22 protein-coding genes are annotated in these 23234 nt (G+C 34.5%); 6 read left to right on the top strand and 16 right to left on the bottom strand.

Annotation, left to right across the window (positions count from 1 at the left end; genetic code table 11):
• The first annotated feature begins 101 nt into the window (after window positions 1-101).
• The 4 genes from APF76_00925 to APF76_00910 all read left to right on the top strand — a co-directional run bounded on the left by APF76_00925 (window position 102) and on the right by APF76_00910 (window position 5447).
• Complete coding sequence (locus APF76_00925) at window positions 102-1907, top strand: multifunctional 2',3'-cyclic-nucleotide 2'-phosphodiesterase/5'-nucleotidase/3'-nucleotidase (GenBank protein KUO49839.1); 1806 nt, start codon at window positions 102-104, stop codon at window positions 1905-1907.
• Window positions 1908-2139: 232 nt separating this feature from the next.
• Window positions 2140-2607, top strand: coding sequence for a CarD family transcriptional regulator (locus APF76_00920; protein KUO49838.1), 468 nt, complete (start codon window positions 2140-2142; stop codon window positions 2605-2607).
• A 224-nt stretch (window positions 2608-2831) separates the two neighbouring features.
• Window positions 2832-4388: a heme ABC transporter ATP-binding protein gene (locus APF76_00915; GenBank protein KUO49837.1), complete on the top strand. Its 1557-nt coding sequence runs from the start codon at window positions 2832-2834 to the stop codon at window positions 4386-4388.
• A gap of 141 nt (window positions 4389-4529) precedes the next feature.
• The gene (locus APF76_00910) at window positions 4530-5447 is read left to right on the top strand and encodes a hypothetical protein (GenBank protein ID KUO49836.1); all 918 of its coding nucleotides are present in this window, start codon (window positions 4530-4532) and stop codon (window positions 5445-5447) included.
• A gap of 44 nt (window positions 5448-5491) precedes the next feature.
• Here APF76_00910 and APF76_00905 read toward each other — a convergent pair whose 3' ends face one another.
• Together APF76_00905 and APF76_00900 are read right to left on the bottom strand one after the other, a co-directional pair.
• Window positions 5492-6358, bottom strand: a complete 867-nt coding sequence (locus tag APF76_00905; GenBank protein ID KUO49835.1) for a radical SAM protein — start codon at window positions 6356-6358, stop codon at window positions 5492-5494.
• A gap of 124 nt (window positions 6359-6482) precedes the next feature.
• On the bottom strand, window positions 6483-6974 hold the full coding sequence (locus tag APF76_00900; GenBank protein ID KUO49834.1) for a hypothetical protein: 492 nt from the start codon (window positions 6972-6974) through the stop codon (window positions 6483-6485).
• 359 nt (window positions 6975-7333) lie between these two features.
• Here APF76_00900 and APF76_00895 point away from each other — a divergent pair, with 359 nt between their 5' ends.
• Window positions 7334-8899 carry a hypothetical protein gene (locus tag APF76_00895; GenBank protein KUO49833.1) on the top strand — a complete coding sequence of 522 codons (1566 nt, stop codon included), beginning with the start codon at window positions 7334-7336 and terminating at the stop codon, window positions 8897-8899.
• A 465-nt stretch (window positions 8900-9364) separates the two neighbouring features.
• On the opposite strand, the gene APF76_00890 is transcribed toward APF76_00895, so the two are convergent.
• The 13 genes from APF76_00890 to APF76_00830 form a co-directional block, all read right to left on the bottom strand.
• Window positions 9365-9742: a hypothetical protein gene (locus APF76_00890; protein KUO49832.1), complete on the bottom strand. Its 378-nt coding sequence runs from the start codon at window positions 9740-9742 to the stop codon at window positions 9365-9367.
• A gap of 121 nt (window positions 9743-9863) precedes the next feature.
• Entirely contained in the window at window positions 9864-11087 is a 1224-nt protein-coding gene (locus tag APF76_00885; GenBank protein ID KUO49831.1) for a proteinase IV, read from the bottom strand.
• A 144-nt stretch (window positions 11088-11231) separates the two neighbouring features.
• Window positions 11232-11774: a hypothetical protein gene (locus tag APF76_00880; protein KUO49830.1), complete on the bottom strand. Its 543-nt coding sequence runs from the start codon at window positions 11772-11774 to the stop codon at window positions 11232-11234.
• Window positions 11775-11777: 3 nt separating this feature from the next.
• On the bottom strand, window positions 11778-12983 hold the full coding sequence (locus tag APF76_00875; protein KUO49829.1) for a hypothetical protein: 1206 nt from the start codon (window positions 12981-12983) through the stop codon (window positions 11778-11780).
• 45 nt (window positions 12984-13028) lie between these two features.
• Entirely contained in the window at window positions 13029-14390 is a 1362-nt protein-coding gene (locus APF76_00870) for a radical SAM protein (protein KUO49828.1), read from the bottom strand.
• Between the two features lie 146 nt (window positions 14391-14536).
• Entirely contained in the window at window positions 14537-15859 is a 1323-nt protein-coding gene (locus tag APF76_00865) for a radical SAM protein (protein KUO49827.1), read from the bottom strand.
• The gene (locus tag APF76_00860) at window positions 15850-17250 is read right to left on the bottom strand and encodes a radical SAM protein (GenBank protein KUO49826.1); all 1401 of its coding nucleotides are present in this window, start codon (window positions 17248-17250) and stop codon (window positions 15850-15852) included. The genes APF76_00865 and APF76_00860 overlap by 10 nt, the downstream gene beginning before the upstream one ends.
• Complete coding sequence (locus APF76_00855; GenBank protein KUO49825.1) at window positions 17247-17897, bottom strand: hypothetical protein; 651 nt, start codon at window positions 17895-17897, stop codon at window positions 17247-17249. Before APF76_00855 ends, APF76_00860 begins: the two co-directional genes overlap by 4 nt.
• On the bottom strand, window positions 17894-19216 hold the full coding sequence (locus APF76_00850; GenBank protein KUO49824.1) for a hypothetical protein: 1323 nt from the start codon (window positions 19214-19216) through the stop codon (window positions 17894-17896). The genes APF76_00855 and APF76_00850 overlap by 4 nt, the downstream gene beginning before the upstream one ends.
• Window positions 19188-20243 carry a hypothetical protein gene (locus tag APF76_00845; protein ID KUO49823.1) on the bottom strand — a complete coding sequence of 352 codons (1056 nt, stop codon included), beginning with the start codon at window positions 20241-20243 and terminating at the stop codon, window positions 19188-19190. Before APF76_00845 ends, APF76_00850 begins: the two co-directional genes overlap by 29 nt.
• Window positions 20240-21316 (bottom strand): hypothetical protein, encoded by a 1077-nt coding sequence (locus APF76_00840; protein KUO49822.1) that lies wholly within the window; start codon window positions 21314-21316, stop codon window positions 20240-20242. The genes APF76_00845 and APF76_00840 overlap by 4 nt, the downstream gene beginning before the upstream one ends.
• Window positions 21317-21406: 90 nt before the next feature.
• Window positions 21407-21595 (bottom strand): hypothetical protein, encoded by a 189-nt coding sequence (locus APF76_00835; protein ID KUO49821.1) that lies wholly within the window; start codon window positions 21593-21595, stop codon window positions 21407-21409.
• Window positions 21588-21791 (bottom strand): 4Fe-4S ferredoxin, encoded by a 204-nt coding sequence (locus APF76_00830; GenBank protein ID KUO49884.1) that lies wholly within the window; start codon window positions 21789-21791, stop codon window positions 21588-21590. Before APF76_00830 ends, APF76_00835 begins: the two co-directional genes overlap by 8 nt.
• 264 nt (window positions 21792-22055) lie before the next feature.
• Between APF76_00830 and APF76_00825 the strand changes: the two genes are divergently transcribed.
• A complete protein-coding gene (locus APF76_00825; protein KUO49820.1) occupies window positions 22056-22643 on the top strand; it encodes a hypothetical protein in 588 nt (195 codons plus the stop codon).
• A gap of 85 nt (window positions 22644-22728) precedes the next feature.
• Here APF76_00825 and APF76_00820 read toward each other — a convergent pair whose 3' ends face one another.
• A complete protein-coding gene (locus APF76_00820) occupies window positions 22729-23229 on the bottom strand; it encodes a flavodoxin (GenBank protein ID KUO49819.1) in 501 nt (166 codons plus the stop codon).
• Between the last annotated feature and the right edge of the window lie 5 nt (window positions 23230-23234).

Below are 23234 nucleotides of genomic sequence, written 5' to 3'. Positions count from 1 at the left end.
AGTTGTTTTGTTATAAATTTTGTAAACTAAGAGGATATCTGGAAAGTACTGGCGAATATTTCCTGTATTAAGTTTTTAAAATAAAGGAGGTCATGTTAAAAATGAAACGATCTAGATTTAACCGTTTTACTCTGACGGCAGTATTAGTACTTACATTAATATTCTTAAGTTTTGGCGGATTACCCATATTTGCAGAAGAAGTAAACGATGTAAGCATTACAATTATTCATACCAATGATCTACATGGACGTGTTGTTGAAGGTGCTTATGATGGTATGGGGTTTGGTAAAATTGCTACCCTAGTAGATCAGTTAATGGAAGAAAACCCTAACAGTATTCTACTGGACGCTGGGGATGCTGTACATGGGTTGCCCTTTGCAACAATGGTAGAGGGCGAGAGTATAATTTCAATCATGAATACTATTGGCTATGATGCCATGGTACCTGGTAACCATGACTTTAATTATGGTCAGGAAAGACTATTGGAATTGGATGAAATGGCTACATTTCCAATTCTTGCTGCAAATGTCATGAAAGAAGACGGAACAAATCTTTTACAACCCTACATTGTTAAAGAGATGGCCGGATTAAGGATAGCTATTTTTGGTTTAGCAACTCCTGAGACACTCTTTAAATCTCATCCAAAAGGTGTGGTTGGACTAGATTTTATTGATCCAGTTGAATCTGCAAAAAAGATGGTAGATGAGTTAAAAGATGAAAGTGACATTATTATAGCACTAGCACATCTAGGAATGGATGAAGAAAGCATCCATACTAGTTTAAAGGTAGCAGAAGTTGAAGGAATAGATATACTTGTAGATGGCCACAGTCATACTGTTCTTACTGAAGGAATGCTGCATGGTGACACCTTAATCGTTAGTTCTGGCGAGTATGGAAAATTCCTCGGTATCGTGGACATATCAATTAAGGAAGGAGTTATCGTAGATAAAAAAGCTCGGTTAATTACTAAAGATGATGTTGCAGAACTCGAAGAAAAATCTGAAATAACGGATCTAATTAGTGAAATTTCTGAGGCCCAAGAGCTTGTTCTTTCAGAAATTATTGGTAGGACTGCCGTAGACTTAGATGGTGAAAGAGAAATGGTTAGAAAGGGTGAAACAAATCTAGGAAACCTTCTTACAGATGTATTCTTAGATGTAACAGGTGCTGATGTTGCATTAACAAATGGGGGAGGAATTAGAGGATCCATTCCAGCGGGAGACATTTCTAGAGATAGTATTATCTCGGTATTCCCATTTGGTAATTCCATTGAAACTAAACAAGTTAAAGGTGCAGATCTTAAAGCAATGTTAGAGCATGGTACAGACGTGTATCCAGAATTAAAGGGTGCTTTCCCTCACGTTGCTGGAATGACATTTAAAATAGATGTATCAAAGACTGCGGGTGACCGTGTTGTTGATATTATGGTTAGTGGAGCCCCACTAGAATTAGATAAAGAATATATCCTAGCAACAAATGACTTTTTAGCAGCAGGTGGAGATGACTATTCATGGTTAATTGATGCTCCAAGCGTGCGACAGTATATGGCCATGGACGAAGCATTAATCGCTTATATAGAGAAACATGAAGTAATTGAACCAAAGGTAGAAGGTAGAATCACTGAAGTTGAACCAGCAGCAGTCGAGGAAGTCGAAGAATTGGATGAAGTTGAAGAAGCAGTAGAGGAAGTAATTGAGGAGGCAATTGAAGAAGAAGAAGAAGCTGCTGCCATTGTCGAGCTTGAAAAGGAAATGAATACAACTATATATATTGTTAAAGAAGGAGATTGGTTATCAACCATAGCCGCCAAATTCGGCACTACTTGGCAAAAATTACAAGAAGTTAATCAGTTAAAAAATCCTCATTTAATATTCCCCTATCAAGAAATTGTCATACCAGTTGAATAATTTGTATAAAAGCTTCAGACCGAAATGGTCTGAAGCTTTATGTTTTACTACTATTTACTTTACTAACTTTACTAATTAACGCTTCATTATAAAATGAAATGTACCAGAGGCGAAACCAGAGGCGAATTCATAAAATATATTGACTCTAACATTTGCTTGTGGTAACATGATGATTTGTATTTATATTAATTGTATGGTATACTTATTAAGTTACTCTTAGGGGGTGAACTTAATGTTTGAAATTGGCGATAAAGTTGTTTATCCGATGCATGGTGCCGGTATCATTGAAGCTATTGAGGAAAAAGAAATATTAGGTGATAAACAGAATTACTATATAATGAACATAAGAAATATGCTAGTTATGTTTCCTATGGAGTCTAATTTAGGAATAAGACAGATTGTTGATTCAGATACAATAGAAGATGTATTAAAAGGTTTTAATGATGATGTATCAGACCCAACCCTCAACCCTAGTCAAAGGTACCGTAGTAATATGAATAAGATGAAAACTGGCGATATTTATCAAGGAGCTCAGGTCATCCGTGAGTTAATACACATGAGTAAAAAGAGAGCACTTGCTACAGGCGATAAAAATATGTTAGATAATGCTCGACAAATTCTAATTAGTGAGCTCGTATTAGTAAAAGGAATTGCTCCAGAGCAAGCTGATGATTTACTAGATGATTTTTTGGCTAATTAATTTTTGTGAAAAATTAAATTGATTTTAGAAGGACCAGTTCACAACTAATTTGTGGGCTGGTCCTATTCTCTTTTGCTTAGCTATTTGACAATTCATTAAAATCGTCTACAAGAGACCCCAAAATATACTACCCCAATAAAACCAATGTTATAGTATAATGGTAGCATTGGTTTTAAGGTTTACAGGTATTAATATACCGGACAAACAATAAAGGGGAAAGAAAAATGAGTATTTTAACTGTAAAAAATCTAAGTCATGGTTTTGGTGATAGGGCTATTTTTAATAATATTTCTTTTAGATTATTAAAGGGAGAGCATATAGGACTTATTGGTGCTAATGGTGAAGGCAAATCTACCTTTATGAATATAATTATAGGAGAATTGGAGCCTGATGAAGGGCAAGTTGAATGGGCCAAAAATGTTAGAGTCGGCTACCTTGACCAACATACTCTTATTGAAAAAGGCTTAACTATTCGCGAACTTCTTAGGGGTGCTTTTAAGTACCTATTTGATTTGGAAACTGAGATGAATTGTATATGTAATAAAATGGCAGAAGCTGAGCCGAAAGAATTAGAAGACCTACTTGAAAGGATGGGCACAATCCAAGAGCTTCTAGAAAATAACGATTTTTATGTACTAGATGCAAAGATCGAAGAGGTGTGCCATGGTTTAGGTTTAAAAGATATGGACCTTAATAACTATGTTAATGACTTAAGTGGAGGTCAGAGAACAAAGATTCTTCTGGCAAAGCTACTCCTTGAAAAACCAGATATTCTCCTTCTGGATGAACCTAGCAACTATCTTGATGAGGAACATATTGAATGGTTAAAAATCTATCTTCAACGGTATGAAAATGCATTCATTCTTATATCCCATGACATTCCATTTCTAAATAGTGTTATTAACCTAATCTATCATATGGACAACCAGGAATTGAATCGGTATGTGGGTGACTATGAAAACTTTATGAATGTCTACGAAGCAAAAAAACTTCAAGTGCAATCTGCCTTCAAGAAACAACAACAGGAAATTGCTGCACTTGAGGATTTTGTTGCTAGAAATAAGGCTAGGGTTTCTACTCGAAACATGGCAATGTCGCGTCAAAAGAAGCTTGATAAAATAGAACGTATTGAATTAATAAAAGAAAAACCAAAGCCAATGTTTAATTTTAAGGAGGCAAAAGCTTCTAGCAAACTTGTCTTTGAAACAAAGGATTTAGTAATTGGGTATAATGAACCCCTTTCCAAGCCTTTAAATATTGAAATGAATCGGGGTCAAAAAATAGCTATAATGGGAGCAAACGGTTTAGGAAAAACAACACTTCTAAAGAGTATACTCGGACAAATTGAGCCTATTTCTGGATCTGTAGAGTTTGGAGATAATCTTCAGATTGGTTATTATGAGCAGGAAATAAAAGAAGCAAATTACAAAACATGTATTGAAGAATTTTGGGCGCATTATCCAGCCTTTACGCAATATGAGGTAAGATCAGCCCTAGCTAAATGCGGGCTCACCACAAAGCATATAGAAAGTAAAGTTCTTGTATTAAGCGGCGGTGAGCAAACCAAGATACGTTTATGTACACTTATAAACAAAGAAACTAATTTACTCATCCTAGATGAGCCAACAAACCATCTAGATGTTGAAGCTAAGGATGAATTAAAACGAGCACTTAAAGCATATAAGGGTTGCATTTTATTAATATGCCATGAGCCTGAATTTTACAATGATGTGGTTACCGAAGTTTGGAATTGTGAATCCTGGACAACTAAAATAGTGTAGACTATACCCTCTCTCCATAAAGCACAAATGGTCTATTTTATAGTGACATAAAACTTTAACAAAATCTTAACATTCTCTTAAGACCATTGTAATAAAATGGACCTATACTAAAACTATCAAAATAAAGGAGGAATTTTTTACATGCAATTAATAGCTATTAATCAATCAAAGTCATTTAAGCTATCTTATTTATTAATCACCTTAATTTTAATTGGAGTAATCTTTCTAAGCTTAGGATCCATCCGTAGTGAAGCTGCATCTGACATTACAATTATTATTGACGGACAAGTGCTAAAAACTGATACAGATCCAATTATTGAGGACGGCAGAACTCTTGTGCCAATGCGAGCAATTTTTGAAGGATTAGGTGCTAATGTGTCTTGGAATGAAGCCGCCAGAAGGGTTACAGGAACAAAGGACTCAAAAGTAGTTATTCTACACATAGGAGACAAAACCACATTGGTTAATGGGCAACCTTTAGAAATAGATGTGGCAGCAAAAATATTCAATAACCGAACCATGGTACCTGGTCGCTTTATTGCCGAAACCTTAGGTGCACAGGTGAACTGGGAAGCTAGTACTAAAACCGTTAACATTACTTCTGGTGCTGGTATACCTGGAGGAAATGTTGATCAGCCAGACTTGACTGAAAAAACTGGAGTTTATATTGGTCAGATTGATAACAGCTTTATCGAGATTGAAGTAGCTGGTGAAGCTAAAGCGTATCTATATCCCCAAGAATATAAGTGGGTTATTGATGAACACCTAGATACAGGAGATATGGTCAGGATTCTCTATATGGAGAATGAAGCTGGCCAGTTACAAATCTGGAAGTTTGAAAATCCAGATACATCTAATGTAATTAGCAATGTTACAGGAATTTTTACAGGGTTAATTGATAGTAACTCCATTGAAATCAAAGTGGATGGGGAATATAAAGCTTTTGCAATTCCAGAAGAGATGGTATTAACTGATTTTAATGAACAAGATGAAGTTCTTTTTGATTACTATATAGATGTGGACTTTCGTAATGCTCTAATTAGCATGAAGAAAGTTTAATAAAAATACAAAGGCCTTTTTCAGATTTAGCTCTGGGAGAGGCCTTAAATCTCTCTTTTATTAAGTACCCCAATAACTTGCCTCACTTGTTGAAGTAATTCCCCTTTATTCCTGGGCAAAGTACCTGCAAGAGGCAAAAGATTAGATACATGGTTACTTCTAACGATACAAGGTTTTCTCACATTCATCTCCGTAATCATTTGCTCAAGCTCTAATATGGTTGCTAGTGGTGTTAATGGAGTAAACTTCCCTTCACCAATCAACCTCTCAAGAAGTGTTCCTTCCTCGCGCATTAAGGTTAATATGCCTAGTCTTTCAGGGCTAATCTCTCCCACTATTCTACCAGTATTTATTGCATGGGTTTTCGTAAGTTCTTTACCTCCTAAGCCTAGGATAATCATAGCTGATAACTTAATTCCTGCTTTAATGACCTTCTCTCCAGCTATAATAATTTCTGTTGCTGTCACTCCTTTATTCATTAGGGACAGTACCCGGTCATCACCACTCTCAATTCCCATATAAATCATTTTAAGTCCACTTTTAGCAAGCAGTTCTAACTCTTCAGGAGTTTTATTTAACAAATCCCGGGGACTACCATAGGATGTTACCCTATTTAGTTTGGGGAAGGTAGCCTTTAGACGGTCTAGTATTTCCAACAAGTTTGGTGTAGGAAGCATCAAGGCATTACCGTCAGCTAGAAAAACCCTATGTAAATCAGGAAAATAGGAAGCAGCCTGGTTAATTTGGGCCATTATAGCAGCTGGTGTTTGAATCTTAAAAGATACATCCTTATACATGCTACAAAAAACACACTGATTGTGACTACAACCTATTGTCAATCGCAAAATGAAGCTATCTGCTTCACTAGGCGGCCGATAGATATTACCCTCTGTGTTATCAAAACATACCATTTAGACACACCCCTTTTTTAATTATATATATTATAGCAAAAAGCCGCAGCATACTGCGGCCATATTATTACGAAACACTATAATTCTCCAATATTAAGCTTTTGCTCAACGAGTTCTCTCTAAATTAGCGATAATTAGTAAATTGCAGATCTAGTTTATAATCCTGTTCCTTCAGAAAAGCAATTACAGTTTGTAAATCATCTCTGTTTTTACCTGACACGCGAACTTGATCATCCATAATCTGAGCCTGTACTTTAATCTTCATTCCTTTAATATCCTTAACTATTTTTTTTGCTGTTTCTGATTCAATACCTTGCTTAAGTTTTATTAGTTGACGTACTGTTCCACTACTTGCGTCTTCCGCTTTACCATATTCCAAATTCTTGATTGGCACCTTTCTACGTACTAACTTTGTCTGTAGAATATCAATAACGCTCCTTAGCTTAAAATCATCATCTGCAATTACTTTTACATTGTCTTCTTCTAAACTCACTATAGACTTACTGTTTTTAAAGTCATACCTTTGCTGTATTTCCTTATTTGTTTGATTAATGGCATTGTCCACCTCTTGCATATCTACCCTGGACACAACATCAAAAGTTTCTGCTTTAGCCATATCCGTACACATCTCCTTTATATTTAAATAACATTCATTTTTACCTAGGACTACACAATACTCTAGAGATCGTCTCCAATTATTGCTATTTAAGGTATTATTGCATATGTATGAACATTACTCAAGGGCTAACCATTATATTCAAGTTTCTTCTAAAATTTAAGCTCTAAAATTTACTCTATAGTTTATTATAAATATCTGGTAGTTTATCTTCACTTATTATACAATAAAGGGTAACTATCCATCTACCACACTTTTTTATTTTGCCGCATCTATAACTTTATAATTGTCTTGGTAATCAACTACAGGTATGATTATAGTAATCACTACAATTCTAAAAAGGAATGGGGCATATGTCTATGGTGATTAAAAAAGAAGTAAGTCCACGAGTATTGGTAACTGGTGCTACTGGTTATGTTGGAGGACGACTCATTCCTTATCTCCTGAATCAAGACTATCAGGTACGATGTTTTATAAGAAACTACGAAGATGTAAGCTCTCGCAACTGGCAAAGCGTTGAGATTTTCAAGGGAGACGTATTTGAGCCGGAAACCTTAGAAAAAGCTATGGAAGGTATAGATTATGCATACTATCTTATTCATTCCATGGCTAAGGGCAAGGATTTTCATCAAAGAGATTTGAAGGCAGCCCATAATTTTGGAGGCATTGCCAAAAAATGCGGTATAAAGCGTATTATTTATCTTAGTGGACTAGGCAGTAAAGATGACAAGGCCTTATCTGAGCATTTGCATAGTCGACAAAAAACGGGAAAAGTGCTGGCTCAATATGGAGTTCCAGTTACTGAGTTTAGAGCTGCACAGATCATTGGATCCGGTAGTGTTTCTTTCGAGCTAGTGCGTTATTTGACAGAGAGATTACCTATTATTATTGCTCCTAAATGGATAAAGAGCTGGACACAACCTATTGCCATTGAAGATATACTATACTATCTATCAACAGCACTAAAAATCCCAGAAACTGCTGGCCAAACAATAGAAATCGGCGGTAGTACCAAGTTGACCTATGAGGAGCTATTTAGGACCTATGCCCGTTCACGTAATTTAAAAAGAAGAATTCTTATACTGCCTTTTTTGCCAACAAGATTCCTCTCGTATTTTGTTAATTTTATCACGCCCATTCCTCGTAATATCGCCACACCTTTAATAGAAGGTTTGAAAAATGATGTGGTAGTTCAAAATCATACTGCCTCAAAATTATTTGACCATAAGCCTTTGTCTGTTCAGAAGTCTATAGATATAGCTTTAAAAGAGCAACGATTTAATAAGATAGAAACCCATTGGGCAGGTACCTACTATTCCATAGACAATAGGCATTTTTCTCCAGTAACACTTAGTCAGCGTGAAGGTCTTTTTGTTAAGGAAATCTCTGGCTTGACATGGGCAGATCCTCGTGAAGTATTCCAAGTGATAAAATGTGTTGGTGGAAGCAGGGGATGGCCTTCCTATAAATTTATGTGGGCATTGAGAGGTTTAGCAGATCAGTTTTTGGGTGGTTCCGGACTGCAGAGGGGACGTCGTAGCCAAACCTCCTTACGAGTAGGAGATCAATTAGACTTTTTTCGTGTGGAAGCTTTAGAGGAAGGCCAATTGTTGCGCTTACAGGTGGATTTTAAGATACCAGGCCGTGGCTGGCTAGAATTTTCCTTGAAACCCCAACACCAAGGTCAGACAATGTGTCAAGATAACTGGATCTCTTCAAGTATGGGAAAGTCGATTACTGATACCCTTGGTATGAGCCAATCAATAGGACAGTATAAATTAACCCTAAGAGCTTACTTTGAACCCTTTGGATTTTTTGGCCTTTTATATTGGAAACTGATGATGCCTTTTCACAAACCTTTGTTTAAATCTACTATTCAAAGAATAATTGAAGAGGCTGAAAAGAGTTATCTAAAAAAAGATTAATTCCTAGGAAGATGCTATTTGCAGTTCCTAAACCTTTAGGTTGACATATTAAACTTATTCAAACATTTGGGACAGGTGACTATAATTTTACCTTTATTCTTTGGTACTCTCATACGCGTGCCACACTTTTCACAACTAAAAACAGTATAATCCAATAGACTCTCAATTTTTTGTTTGTCTAGTCCAACAACTACTTGGTCACCTATTAAAAATGCTGGTACCCCTTGTAAATTTCTTCGTGAAAACTCAGCCCTTGCTATAGGGTCCTCGTTTATATCCTTTTCTTCAAAAATAATACCTCGACTCGAAAGAAACTCTTTCGCAGTTTTACAGTGTGGTCATGTCTTAGTAGTAAACATAGTTACTTTTTTCATTTTACACCTCACCCTTCTTAAAGTATTTCATGTCTTAGGAATTGGAAGATTATCTATAATACAGTTTTTTGGTTAGACAATCTCATCTTGATTACTGTTGAGTTAATACTAATGGTCCATCTTTGGTTATCGCTGCTGTATGCTCGTATTGTGCTGATAACTTACCGTCAACAGTTCTTGCTGTCCATCCATTGGAATTCATTCGGCAAAACCACGTCCCCTCATTTATCATAGGTTCTATTGTAATAACCATACCTTCTGTTAATCTGGGACGCTTATACAGTATATTCTTGGCAAAAACCATATCAGCTTTTTTACTAGGACAAAAATCTGAGAATCCATCACCTATATAAATACTTTTTGAACCAAAGATTTGAAGCTGTTCCATCAACGGTGATTTACAAACACCACTAGTTCCACAGTCGGAGTGATGGGGGGTCTCTATATCAAGGTTAGGATCTAGTATCACTTTATTGTAATAGTAGGTTAAATCCAGACGTTCTCTTGCTAGTAAATACTATAAAGAAGCTAGTACCTCCATAGTATGATCTTCTAAATAGTTTGCCGGCAAAATTATTTGAACACCTATGTCAATCCACATTATACATCTTACCCATAAAGAGTATAGTTCCAAAATCCTCATCTGCAATTATAAATGTAAAAGGTTTATCTGCGATAAAGGTTATTGGTTCCATGGCTGCTGATTCAACCATCTCCACTACTGTAACTCCTGCCGCCTCACTTCCCTCCTCATTAACCTCTATAACTGCCTTATGAAGAACTCTATTAATAAATATACTATCCCTTATTCCAGAAAAATCTGCAGAATCAGTAAAAGCTTCTCCCATACCTAGATTAGTCAGACTATCATTTAATTTCTTAATTCCATATTCAATTTTAAAACGAGGTATCTGGAGGATAACATCCTCTCTTTTTGAAATACTACTCCTTATTTTCTCCCACTTGACTGAGTCCATGTTATTTATAAAGGTATTAATTGATGCATCTCCTTTGGGAAGTATAAGATACATCGAGGTTTTTTCATTTCCATAAGAAAGCTTTACTGCCTCGAAGTCATCTCCTGCACCATACTCTATCTCACCTTTTTTACTCATCATCTTAACTTCTTGAGTTTCCCCGTCACCCGCCTGAAATTCAGTTTCAAAGGTGTTTTCCTTTTCGAATTGTTCAGTCCATTCTCCTTTAAAATAGATGGCATTTATTAAGTACATTATTACATTAGAGGAAATTTGATCATCAATCATTTTTTCAATTTTGCCATTAGTTGAATCCTTAATCCATCGATTTATTTTATCAGCAGAATCCTTCTTGGAAAAATCCAGTTCAGCAACATAAGCATCAAACACATTTTTATTAATCTCAATGAAATCTTGCTTTATTGCTTCCCCTTCCCTTATCCAAATCGAATTATTGATATTTAGCTCAATTCTATCATCTATCTGACCTAAATATCCCAAAAGGTTTTGATAGCTTTCATTAAGAAGTTGATTATCTATATCTTTATAATTTAAAGCTTCACCCATCCCGTCACGTGTTGAATTCCTAGCGCCTTGATAGGTCATTGTAAGAGCGGTAGAAACACTAAGAGGTGATATGAAAATATTATTATTCTCATCTTCCTTATTAAGTTCCCGGAAAAGATCAAAGGAAAACTCGGTATTACCCTCTACAACTCTATAATCTATCTTTTCTTTGTTGTAGCTGTATTTTCCACCATTAGAATCTGTGCTACATCCTCCTAAACTAAACACCAAGAAGCAAATAACAAGTAGCCTTAATATTGTTCTTTTCATAGATTTTAACTCCTTGTAAGTTTTATATATCCTTTTATTTATTTGACGTTTATTACTATTAAAGGTTCCTACTTTATATAATCGATTACAAAGAACCTGTATTTACGGGACAATAGGCGGTTAGTAAGCATATAATACTATAGGTCAATCTATTAACATTTCACCATGCTTCAAATAATAATTCAATGAATCTTCCCATTTTTTCATATGTTCATTAAAGTGCTCTTCAGTATTTTCTTTATACATATGCTCTGAAGCTTCCTCCCCTATGGCTATAAATGTATATTGAATTTTACAATAAGTTAATCTTTCATTTTTTTCTTTTAAATCAATATCTATTATTACGACTATATTCTCCTTAGTAGTCTTCACAAATTGTATTCCAAAATTATCACTATCATGTTTTGTCATTATCCAACGATAGCTACCGTAATTATTATTTGTCTCAAACATGCAGCCTTTTTCTGCATATCCACTTTCTGAGTAAATCATATTATAGTCCCAGTCCTGGAGCCATTCCTTCTCACGAACAGGACATAACAGCGGAAATATCTCCTCTTTAGTTCCTGCTAAAGTTTGTTGATACTTTTGTATTAATTTTTTCTTATTATTCATTATAAACATTTCTCCTTTATCTTTATAATTAAGTATGAAATTATAGTCCCCTAGATATGCCGTTTCTGCCATCTATCAATCCACAATAAGTGTTATTAACTCAGCATACTCCACTAATTTTTCTTCTTCTAAGTATTTAATAACAGCTTCCAAATATGTCTTATCAGAAATAATAGTTTTTGATAACGATTGAATCAATTTAAGTGCCAAGTCATCATTCATTCCTTTATTATAGGTAGCTAGCCCAACTAGGTTAAATTTGAGCAAGCCGTAAACCACACTTAATTTCAAATATGAAGTCCAAATGTCATTCAATTTGAAGAATTCGTCACTATAAATAAAAATATAATTTACAAGAAAGTTCTCTAAGACATAGGATTTTTTATCTAAATAAGGCTTTAGATATTTTTCATAGTTTCTCTTATAGTGCTTTTCCAACTCCTTACCTTTGACACTTGCGAAGACATCTAAGACTTGCATTAAACATTCTATGTATCGCTTCGAAAAAAAACTGATACTGTCGCCTTCTTTAAACTTCATTGAAAGTATTGTATTTAAATGATGAAACTGACGGCTGTTTTGCAAGTTAATGAGAAGTTTTGCCTCTTTTATTCTGAATAGTGCTTCTTCGTAATGGAGATCTGAAAAATCAATGTCACCTATGACTTGATTCAAAAAATAACCTACAAGTGCTACTCGGTCACTTAACTCAATTGTTCGAGTTTGCAAGAGGTCAATAACCGTTGTTCTGATTTCTTTGACGATTTCTATTTGCTTCAAGTCTTCAATACTAGGTGAAACTACATAAATGTCATTCAACTTTACAGTATCCAAAACGTGCTCGAATTCTATACCATTCTCATCTAGCAAAGCCCGTTCAGCAGCAACCGAACAAGACATTTCTAATCCACGTTCCATCACATCGTTTACTAAGATGATTGTTCGAGGGTAATTTTTGCATGTTTTTGACAAACTGCTCTCTCCCATGTTGATAAATATTTCGCAAAGATTATTCTGATTTAAAAACGGACACACCATTTCGTTATTTAGATTGATGATGGCAAAGTCATCGTCATTGATAGATGTTTCATTTATAGAAAGTCCTGTTTTTACAATCTCTTTAATGGTCGCATTTTCACTCTGGAAATATTTCTCAAAAGTACTTTTATCCACGATTATCTTCCATCGTTCACAACAGGTCTCATGACATTTGATTGGGTCACACTGAAACCTACTATAATATTTTGGTTGTAATATTTTAAATTCTTTATCAATATTCATATTCTTTAGTAATCTCCTTAGAGAAAATTTTTTACGCTACCGACTTTATTCAATCATTATCTTAACATACCTCATAAATAAGTTAGATGATCCCTTAAAGAGCCTAAATACTGTTAAAAACCCGAATTTTCTCACCATATAAGCAACATTCTTTAATGGTATATTGACATATAGGTTGGTTTTTAAAATTTCAAAATAATATCTTCTTAAGCTCATGTTGGAAGGTATAATTGTAACTTGTCCGAAGCTCCATTTTTCGTAGTCCTCCTTCTTTACTAGCACTCTATCTTTATATTCTTTATATAGTGGCAAATTAGGAAAAGGTGTAAGTGGTGAAAGAGAACTAAGCTCAGGACTTAAGAGTTGTATATATCTTCTAAATGCTTTGAAATCTGCGCCAGTCCAATCGGGATGAAACATAAAGGAGGCCCATACATCAAGACCAATTGATTTCATGAATTTACTTGCCTCAAAGTTATCCTCAATTGTTGATTTCTTCTGATAGCTCTGCATTTCTTCATCATTAAAAGATTCATATCCGACCAATACTGCCTTTAAGCCTAAGCTTTTGAATCTTCTTACCATATTTTTATTTTTTAGGATACTGTGCACACTAGCATAACAGATAAACTTCTTCTTAATATTCTCGCTTTCAAGAAAATCACAGAGTGTGTTGATCCTATCTGCATTATGTAGAAAATCATTATCAAAAACCATAATAGTTCCTTCTTTAATACTGCGAATTTCTTCCATCACAAAATCCATAGGAAAATACTTTTCTCTATGTCCTTCAATTTTCCACCTTAAGCAAAAGCGACATGTTTTCGAGCATCCTTGAGCAGTTGCCATAATAGCAGCAGGTCTATATCCAAAGTAGGAATAGTAATTTCTATATTTGGCGGTTGCTGTCCTGTTAGGATGAATGTATTCGTTAATTCCTTGAGAATTGGTAGCTTCGAAATTATTTCCACGACTAAAGATACCGTCAATAAGTGGTACATTAGCCCAGTTTTCAAGATAATAAAACAGCTCTGTTATGTTTTTAGTAGTAGTATATTTCATGACATGATCAACAGAACTAATGAAAAATGCCTGAGGATTCAAAAAAGCCTGGGTTCCTCCTATGAGTGTCACTATGGCTGGGTCATACTTCTTAACTTCTTCTGTTATAGCATTGACTATTGGAACATCTATGCATAGTGTGGTGATGCCCACTACTTGGGGTTTATATTCTTTTAGCTTATCCTCAATTTTCACTTTATCGGACATTAGGTCTAAAATTTCCACTTGATGCCTATGTTCTAGCATGGCGTAGATAATTTCTAGACCAATAGGCTCACTATACATGAATTCTCCTAGTGTAATTGCTTGTTTAATTCTTGGAGGTCTTACTAAAAGTACTTTCATTCACTTCTCCTCATTATCCCGGTGCGATCGTTCGTAAGGGCCCCACTTCAATATCTAAAGTGGTGGATAACGGACGCTAACACCCCGATTAGTTCAACTAATCTTCAGTAGGATATGAAGTTCCCCCTACTGATAGAAGTTTCACTCTATATGATATTCGGTGTTATCTTTCGCTTAATCTGATATCTGTAATATATATTAATCATGAAATAAAATATATATCTGTCCATTTTTGTAAAAAAATCTTTTCTAAATAGTGTACGCTTTGCAATTGATGAAATAGAAAATACTTCATTGTATAAATCCCAATATGCCTTTGTTAATTCCTCAGGAGTCATATGTTTAGGAATATGAACTGCCTCACTTCCATTATAGGAATAGATATCCTCTTTATATATTCGATGATGGGCTCTTAAATCCTCATAATATTTAGTTCCGGGTATAGGAGTAAGGATATAAAATCTCGGGATAACAATTTTATTATCACTAATAAATTTAGCTGTATCCTGAATAGATTGGAGGGTGTCTCCATCGGCACCCACCACCATTTCTGTAGATACATCAATCCCTGCTGCTTGTATATTCTTAATGCGTTCGGGGTACTCTTTGGGCTTTGCCCATGATTTATCCATGTATTTTAGACTTTCTACTGAAATACTCTCCAGGCCAAAACTTAACGCTAGGCAACCACTATCAGCAACAATTTCTAATAATTCTTTATCATCACCAATTTTTATAGAGCACTGTGATGCCCACTGCATGTTCAGCTTCTTAATTTCTCCACATAGCTCTAATAGATACATCCTATCAGCAATAATATTATCATCTAATAATAAAAATTTACTAAATCCCAGTTCCTTTATCTGTGTAATATCTCGAATAACATCAGCAATCTCTCTTTTTAGATACTTGTTTTTGTATAAGCAGTACACAGAGCAGAAGCTACAAGAATTGGGACATCCTCTACCTGCCTGTATGGGCAGGAAATCACCAATATTCTTTTTAAGAATCAAGTCAAATCTGGGAAGTGGAGTCTTAAGGCAAGTCAATTCTTCTTTATAGGAGCTTTTTAATTCACCTTTTTGATAATCTTCAATTACCCTACCCCAAACATTCTCAGCATCTCCAATAACTACACTATCACAGTATTTACCTGCTTCCTCTGCCATGAGGCTAACCATATATCCTCCTAAGATTACTGTCTTACCCCTTTTCTTAAACTCTTCAGCAATATCAATTGTACGGATAATGGCATGGCCCATAGATCCGATAGCAATAAGATCAGCATCTGTGTCAAATGGAATATCTTCAATGGTTTCTAAAACGATTTCTACTTGCCAATCTTGGGGTGTTAATGCAGCTAGAAGTGGCAGCGCTAAACCAACAAAATATAACTTTTTCTTTTTTATGGGTTTTCTATTTAAATCATAGGGAGTCGATTGAATTAGGAGCAGTTTTTTCATCTTGATTTACCTCTTAATATTTTTTGCATATACTGGATAGTCACAGCACTACTACCTATAGACAACTTCAATACCTCAGATAATCCATATTTACGAATAAGTCTTAGTATGTTTTTAGGACGCATGGTTATTTTATAATAAAGCTTTACCATTTCAAAATAATATCTGCGGACACTCATCTTCTGAGGTTTTAGTACAAGATGGGCCAAATCCCATTTTTCAAACTCTTCTCGAGCTATAACTAAATCCTTTTCGTACTCTTGAAAAATTCCTGTCCCATATAGTGGGGTAAGTGGTTGTAAATTAACAAAGGTTATGTCAATTTTTTTTAACCATTGATATAGATGGACAAAATCTTCTTTTGAAAAGTCCATTCCTAGTATTAAAGTTCCATATACCTCAATATCATATTTTTTTAAGATGCTAATAGCCGCTTCATTTTCATAGATACTTGTCATTTTATTGTATTTATCTAAATCTTCATTTTTAAATGATTCCAGCCCAACAATAACAGCACGCAAGCCATGATCGCGAAAAGTTTTTATCACATCTTCATTCTTGCTAACGAAATCTGTTCTCCCATAAACAAGAAATTTCTTATTGATTTTATTTTCAGCTAGTTTGTGGCAAAACTCTAAAATTCGTTCTCTAGAAAAAAGAAAGTCATCATCAACGATATAGATTTCTGGTTCGGGTATTTCCTTTAGTTCTTCAATTACCGAATCAATGGTCCTAGTAAAGTACTTGCCATCAGTAATCTCTTTGCAAAAGCAAAAACTGCAATTATAGGGACAACCATAAGCTGTTTTTACTAAAGCACATGGATTATGAAACATATAATAATACTTATGCCTATAGCGTTCAACCTTTTGGCGATCTGGGAAAAGATAGAGAAAAGACGTATCCTTTAAGCTCCTTCTCCCTGGTTTATACGTCCCCTGGATATCTATATCTGTAATGCTTTTCTCTATGTTTTTTTCAATGCTTTGCTCTTTCTTATCTAGATGTTTTAGTACGGCATTAAAGGTTATTGGCCCATTGGCCTCAACAATAAAGTCTATATGGATACTGATAAAATCCTCAGGCACCACTTCAGCATAGACACCGCCAACAACAATCCTGCAATGAGGAATCACCCTCTTAATTCTACATGCATAATCCTTGATAACATTCACATGGGTAATATAGCCACTCATCCCTACAACATCCGGCTTATATTTTTCCATGAAGTATTCTAGAGGCTTTTTCTCTAAGATCATATCTAAAATTTCTATATTTGCATCAGTTTGTTCCATATTAGCAGCTAAATATTCAAGTTCAAGGGGTTCACAGACCATAACATGTTGTAATCCAATAGTTTCTTTGTCAGGTTTAGGTCTAATCAGCAGAACATTCATCCTTTATAGTCTCCTTTAAATTCTCTTTTCGCTAATATGAAAAAATAGATAGACGGCATATAAGGGCTTTCTTTAATCTTAATCAAATCTTCACATTGAAAGCATTCTTCCGTTATATGCTGAACTTCCTTGACACTTAGGTATTTTGCCTTACCAGTAGTTAGCTTTACAAAAAACATGGCAATGCCATCATATAGATTGTTTTGCGAAGCTTGTGCTAAAAGTAAGTATCCTCCCACATCCAGAAGACCATTAATTTGGACAATGGCCTTTGCTTGGTCCTCATAATATGGAAATGAATGGGTACATATTATAATATCAAACTTGCCTAATATATTACCTATCTGGCTAACATTCATTTGTTGGTAATCAATTCCTCCACCATGCTCCTCTGCCACCTTAACCATTTGCTTAGAATAATCTATACCTAGTAGTTCAAGCTTGTATCCTGAAAACTCTACCCTTATTTCTCTAAGGAGCTGTCCAGTACCACAACCAATGTCGAGAATTCGATAGGCTTTATCTGGATCTAAATATTCTCTTAAGTACTGCAAAATTTTCCCCCTAGTAGGTTCTAAAGAGTACTTCTGTACCCATAGACTTTCATAAGCCTTTGCCCAAAAATCCCAAATTTCCTGCCTACTCATGGCTTTCCTCCAGTAACAAATATGCTTCTTAACGTTTTCATCATAGCACCCCTAATATAGCTACTCCTAAAGAATTGCTCAACATAAAGCAGATAAAAAAGAAAACAGAAAATAACGGCAGGTATTTTGGTCGGCTTAATTGTTAGATGTAAAAAATCATAGCTGGCGTACTTATTATTAATAATTTTATCTTTATAAGCCTTATAGAGATCTGTCCCCTTAAGTGGTGTGAATATTGAAACAGCATAACAGCATAAACCAATTGTTCGAATCCATTTTCTAAGTCTCCGAAAATCTGTGAAAGTAAAATCTATTCCCACAATGAACAATGCCGTTAATCGAATACCATATTTTCGAAGAATTTCTACTGCCCGGATATTTTCATCTGAGGAGCTTTGTTTATTAAGCATTTCCAGCTTTTGATCCTCTATGGCTTCCATCCCTATAATTAGTTCGACAAAACCGATTTCTGCTAATTTCTTTATAATATCCTCATTTTTAGCCACAAAATCTACCCTTGAATAGGCAATAAATTTCTTATGAAGTTTATGGTTTTTTGTTTCATGGATAAAATCTACTATTCTTTCCCTATCCAAAAGAAATGTATCATCCACAATCCAGATATACTCCGCATCGATAGTTTTAATTTCCTCTACTACAGATCGAATTGTTCTATTAGAATAAGTTCCCATATTCAGTAACCTACAATAACAAAAATTACATTGAAATGGACAAGATAATGCCGTTTTTATAATAGCTATCGGGCTATACTGCAGATACTTGGTCTTATGCTTATACTTTTTAAAATAAGTTCGGTTAGGAAATGGAAGATCCTCAAGTTTAGTTAGACTCTTACTGTTAACCTGCCACTTCTTTCCATCATAAAACGCTATCCCTTGAATACTCTCAGCTTCTACTTTGCAAAAATGATTGTTTATCAGCTTCTCGAATGTATGAATGGGATCAGAATGGACAATAAAATCTATTGTCTCAACAAAAAAATCCTCGTAATTTATTTCCGCATGAACACCGCCAACGATTACTTTCATATTCCTGTCCAGGCTCTTTGCATATTGGGAGAAACTAATCATGGTTTCCACTGCAGTTATATATCCAGTTAACACTAAGACATCTGGATGATATTCTTCCATTACCTTTTCAAAAGTGCTATCCTCCATCAGCGAATTAAATATTCTATGATGGATGTCCATCTTTGTTAAGAGTCCAGAGAGATATTCCAATTCTAAGGGTTCCGTTACAATTGGCTCGAAGATAGAGAAAAGAGTCTTTTTATGGCATTTCACTAGTAGAACCTTCATTTCTATCCCCCTCAAAATCGTTAAATACATTATGCTCAATCATATATGGTTTATAGGAAAACTTATGGACAACCTTGCTTAAAATCCCATTTATTATGGGGTTGCTATGATGAATATATAAAGATTTAGGATGCTGTATAGCCCCTAGTTTGAGCTTTGTCTCCTCTGCCGTCTGCCCGAAATCGATCCGTTTGATACCTTTCTTATTAAGACCGTAGCTAATGATTTGCAAAAGCATATTTATATATAAATCATATTTTTTATTCATGCTATACTTAAAGCCACCGAATAAAAATATCAACTCATCCTTATCTTCCACTAGCTGAACGAAAGCAATTATATCTCCACAAAGCGAAAATTTTATAATTTTCGCGGGAAACTTTTTAAAAAAATCAATAGGCTGTTTTTCCAGTTTTTCGCTTGAGTGCTCATAAACATCTTCATATAGATGATACATCGCCTGATCAAATAAATTGTTATCCTCTAGCTCTTCCACCTTTATATTAGAAAATCTTCTCAAGGCTTTCCTAATTCTGTAACTATAGTGGCTTCTCATACTCAACAGATATTGCTCGAAGGAATTCCAGTAAATATCCATTTTACAGGTGGAGAGAGTATTGCCTTGAGCAAGATTAAAAATATCATCCGAATTGAGAATGATATAAAACCCCTTAAGACACTTAATATATTCTACCATAGCATCTGTATTATCTTCTTTGCAAATTGAATACCCTGTTTTTGCAACTGAGATTGGCAACCCGATAATATTAGTTGGGACATTTATACAAGGATACTTAGCAAAGGTTAAAATATTCAGCTTAAGCTGATAAGAAACAAAAACAACCCTTTCTCCAAGATTAAGATGATACAATTGACCACAAGGGTTGAATTTCTCTAGTTTTTCTAAGATTTGCTTTTTTAAAAAAATATTTTCTCCATCTCTGTTTTCAGCAACAATCTCATCCCATATATCGGGTAATTTACTCGCATTATGATAAACTTTAAACATATATCCATTGCCTTTCATAAGTTAATAAGAAATACTTTATAATGCTTGTACTCTTTATCCGCCCATCGAAGGCCAAAACCTTTGGAATCAAGATTGTCCTCTAGTACCCATCCTGATTCGCAAAATTCGTATCGGTCTTTAACCAAATGTCTGCATTTATTAAATAGTGCGAGTACGCCTCCCTTTTTCTGAAATTCAGGCAGTACTCCTAATTCTACAATCTTAAATGTTTTTATTTTATGAGAAAAGAATTTATTCTTAATTACAGTTTTAATCCCTATGGGCTCACCTGGCTTAATAAGTTGATTAAAATCAGGATACCATAGCATAAATCCTATTGGAGTTCCTTCATATTCTAATATTAGTAGATTTTCTTCTTTTAGTAGCAGCCTTAAATCTTTAAATAGCTCGACATCTTCTTCTACTCTTCTTCCATAATAGAATTTATGATTACTAAAGGCTTGATTATTTAGATCTGTATAAATTTGCACATCTTTTTCTATATTTCTAAAATCTGCCTTTCTAACACTATATTTATCCTCAATTCTGTTTAACAGTTCATGGTTAAGAATACTATCAAATTTATCCATTTTACCGATATAGTTAACAAGTTTGATTTCTTCTGTAGCATATTTTTTAAAATAGTCAATATAATAGGGAGGATTATATTGTGTACCAAAGCCTTGCAAAGAATTATAATTATCGGCCAATAACCCCAGCCCATAATTAACATGAAAATTTAATCCTACTAAAATCTTATTAATACCCTGTTCCCGTGCAAGCCTCCTTCCATAATCGATCATTTTCTCTACCGCATTCTCCTGATTTGATAAAGCTTCAAAAAAGGTGAGCTGTAAGGTATCTTTCATCCGATCAACTATGGCAAAAATACAAGCAGCTACTACCTTCCCCGATTCCATCACTATAATCGGTTTTACTATGCTGCTTTTACATATCAAGGATTTTCCTGTCAATATACCTTTTAAAACAATGCTCATACTATCTCTAAAATAGATATTATCTTTATATACCCCTTTATATAAAGATAAATATTCACCAATTGCTCTTCTATCAACAACTTTTATGTCCACTATTTCACCTCATGTATGACAGACAAATTTTGCTCCTATAAGTAATTCTATATATGGTTTACAAGCTCCTCTAATCTGCTCAATTCACCGTTACTTATGGTAAAGTTTAATAGATTTTACTAACCGCTTTAGCCTGTCTCTTTCTTCTTCTAAATCCTCTAACTGAGCAAACATCACAGGTTTTAAAGAATGGGCAGGCCATCGAGCCTTTAAATCCTTCAATTGATTTTCCACTTCCTGCAATTCCTTCTCTAATTGTTCTAATTCTTTTTTAGCCATTTTTTTGTTCAACTCCTATATCTCTACGAAATGTGATAGCCCCATGCATACAAACTTCTATACACTCTTCACACTCTGTACAGTTCTCGGGATCAACAGTTGCCAAGCCCGCAAGCATTCTAATTGCACAATTTGGGCAAGCATTGATACATCTCTGGCAACCTTGGCACAATTTTTCTACGACAAACGCTGACATACCAATCACACTTCCTTCCACCACACTATAGAAACAGGAATACCCGAAAGTGCCCCATCGTGAACATTACCTGAAGATAAACCAATGAATGGAACAAAACCATTAGAGGTGATCAGACGAGGCGGTGTCAATTTTTTTGTTTACTGTATATAATAAAAGGAGATCTACAAAATTAGGTGAAATACTCAATATCATATAATTAACAGGAGATATGTTTCAACAAATGTAATCTAAACGATATCGAAAGCAAAAAGGAGAATAACAATGATAGATATATTATTATGCGAAAGTGAACATAACGATATGGCTTTTACAAGTATAAAGGCCATTGACCAAAATATGACCAATAAAATATTTGCGAATTGTCAATTTACAAGCTGTGACTTCTCACATGCAGATTTTTCTTTAGCATTTTTTGAAGATTGCTTATTTAAAGAGTGTAATTTAAGCTTATCACAATTTAAAGATGCAAAGTTAAGAAATGTTGAGTTTGAAAACTGCAAGTTATTAGGTATAAGCTTTAACAAGATTGATTCCTTTATTATTGGTATAAACTTCAAGGATTGTTTAATTCAAAATTGTAATTTTTCTAATCTTAACTTAAAGAAAAGCATGTTTCAACAATGCAGGATACTAGAAAGTGACTTCATCAATACTGACTTATCAGAAAGTAACTTTACATATTCAATCTTAACTGGAACAAAATTTAGTGATTCAAATTTATCAAAGGCAGATTTTTCTTTTGCTAAGGATTATAGAATAAATCCACTAAATAATAAAACAAAGAAAACTATAGTTACGTTACCTGATGCAATATCACTTTTACAGTATTTCGACTTTGTTATAAAGTAGATTTAAGCCTCATCCATGAGTGAGTCCAATAAGAATTAACTCAAACATTATGAGGCTCATTTACATTATACAATACTTATTTCCTTTAAGATTTTGAATTATGCTTTACCAGCTCAGTAAAATTATTAGCAAAATCCTTTATAGCATTTTCATTAAAAGTAGAGGTATCTTCTGTTACACCACTAACCTTTTTAACGATTTGCCGCTCAATAAAGTTCATTTTAGAAAAAATAAATTCCCCACCAAAAAGTCCCTGAACTATAGCTATATCTTTAAGTTCTTTAGGAAAAGCATTTTCAAATTGCTCTTTTGCTTCTTCCCCTTCCCTCATACAGCACAGAAAAAGGCCTAGTTTTTTGCTGATCAGGAGATTTTGATTATTTTTTATAAACTTTTGAACCTTACCTTGCATTGAACCTGCATGAATAGATCCACCTATAATGACTGCATCAAAGTCTGTTATATCTAGCTCGTTGCTTTTTCTTAAATTTACTAGTTTTACTTCTCCGTCAAGATATTCCTTAAGTATTCGTGCTGCCTTTTCCGTTGTCCCACGGGAAGAAAAATAAACAATTGATATGTTCATTATTA

The organism is Desulfitibacter sp. BRH_c19 (assembly GCA_001515945.1).
Classification (GTDB): domain Bacteria; phylum Bacillota; class DSM-16504; order Desulfitibacterales; family Desulfitibacteraceae; genus Desulfitibacter.
This window is presented reverse-complemented; position numbering and strand designations above follow the sequence as displayed.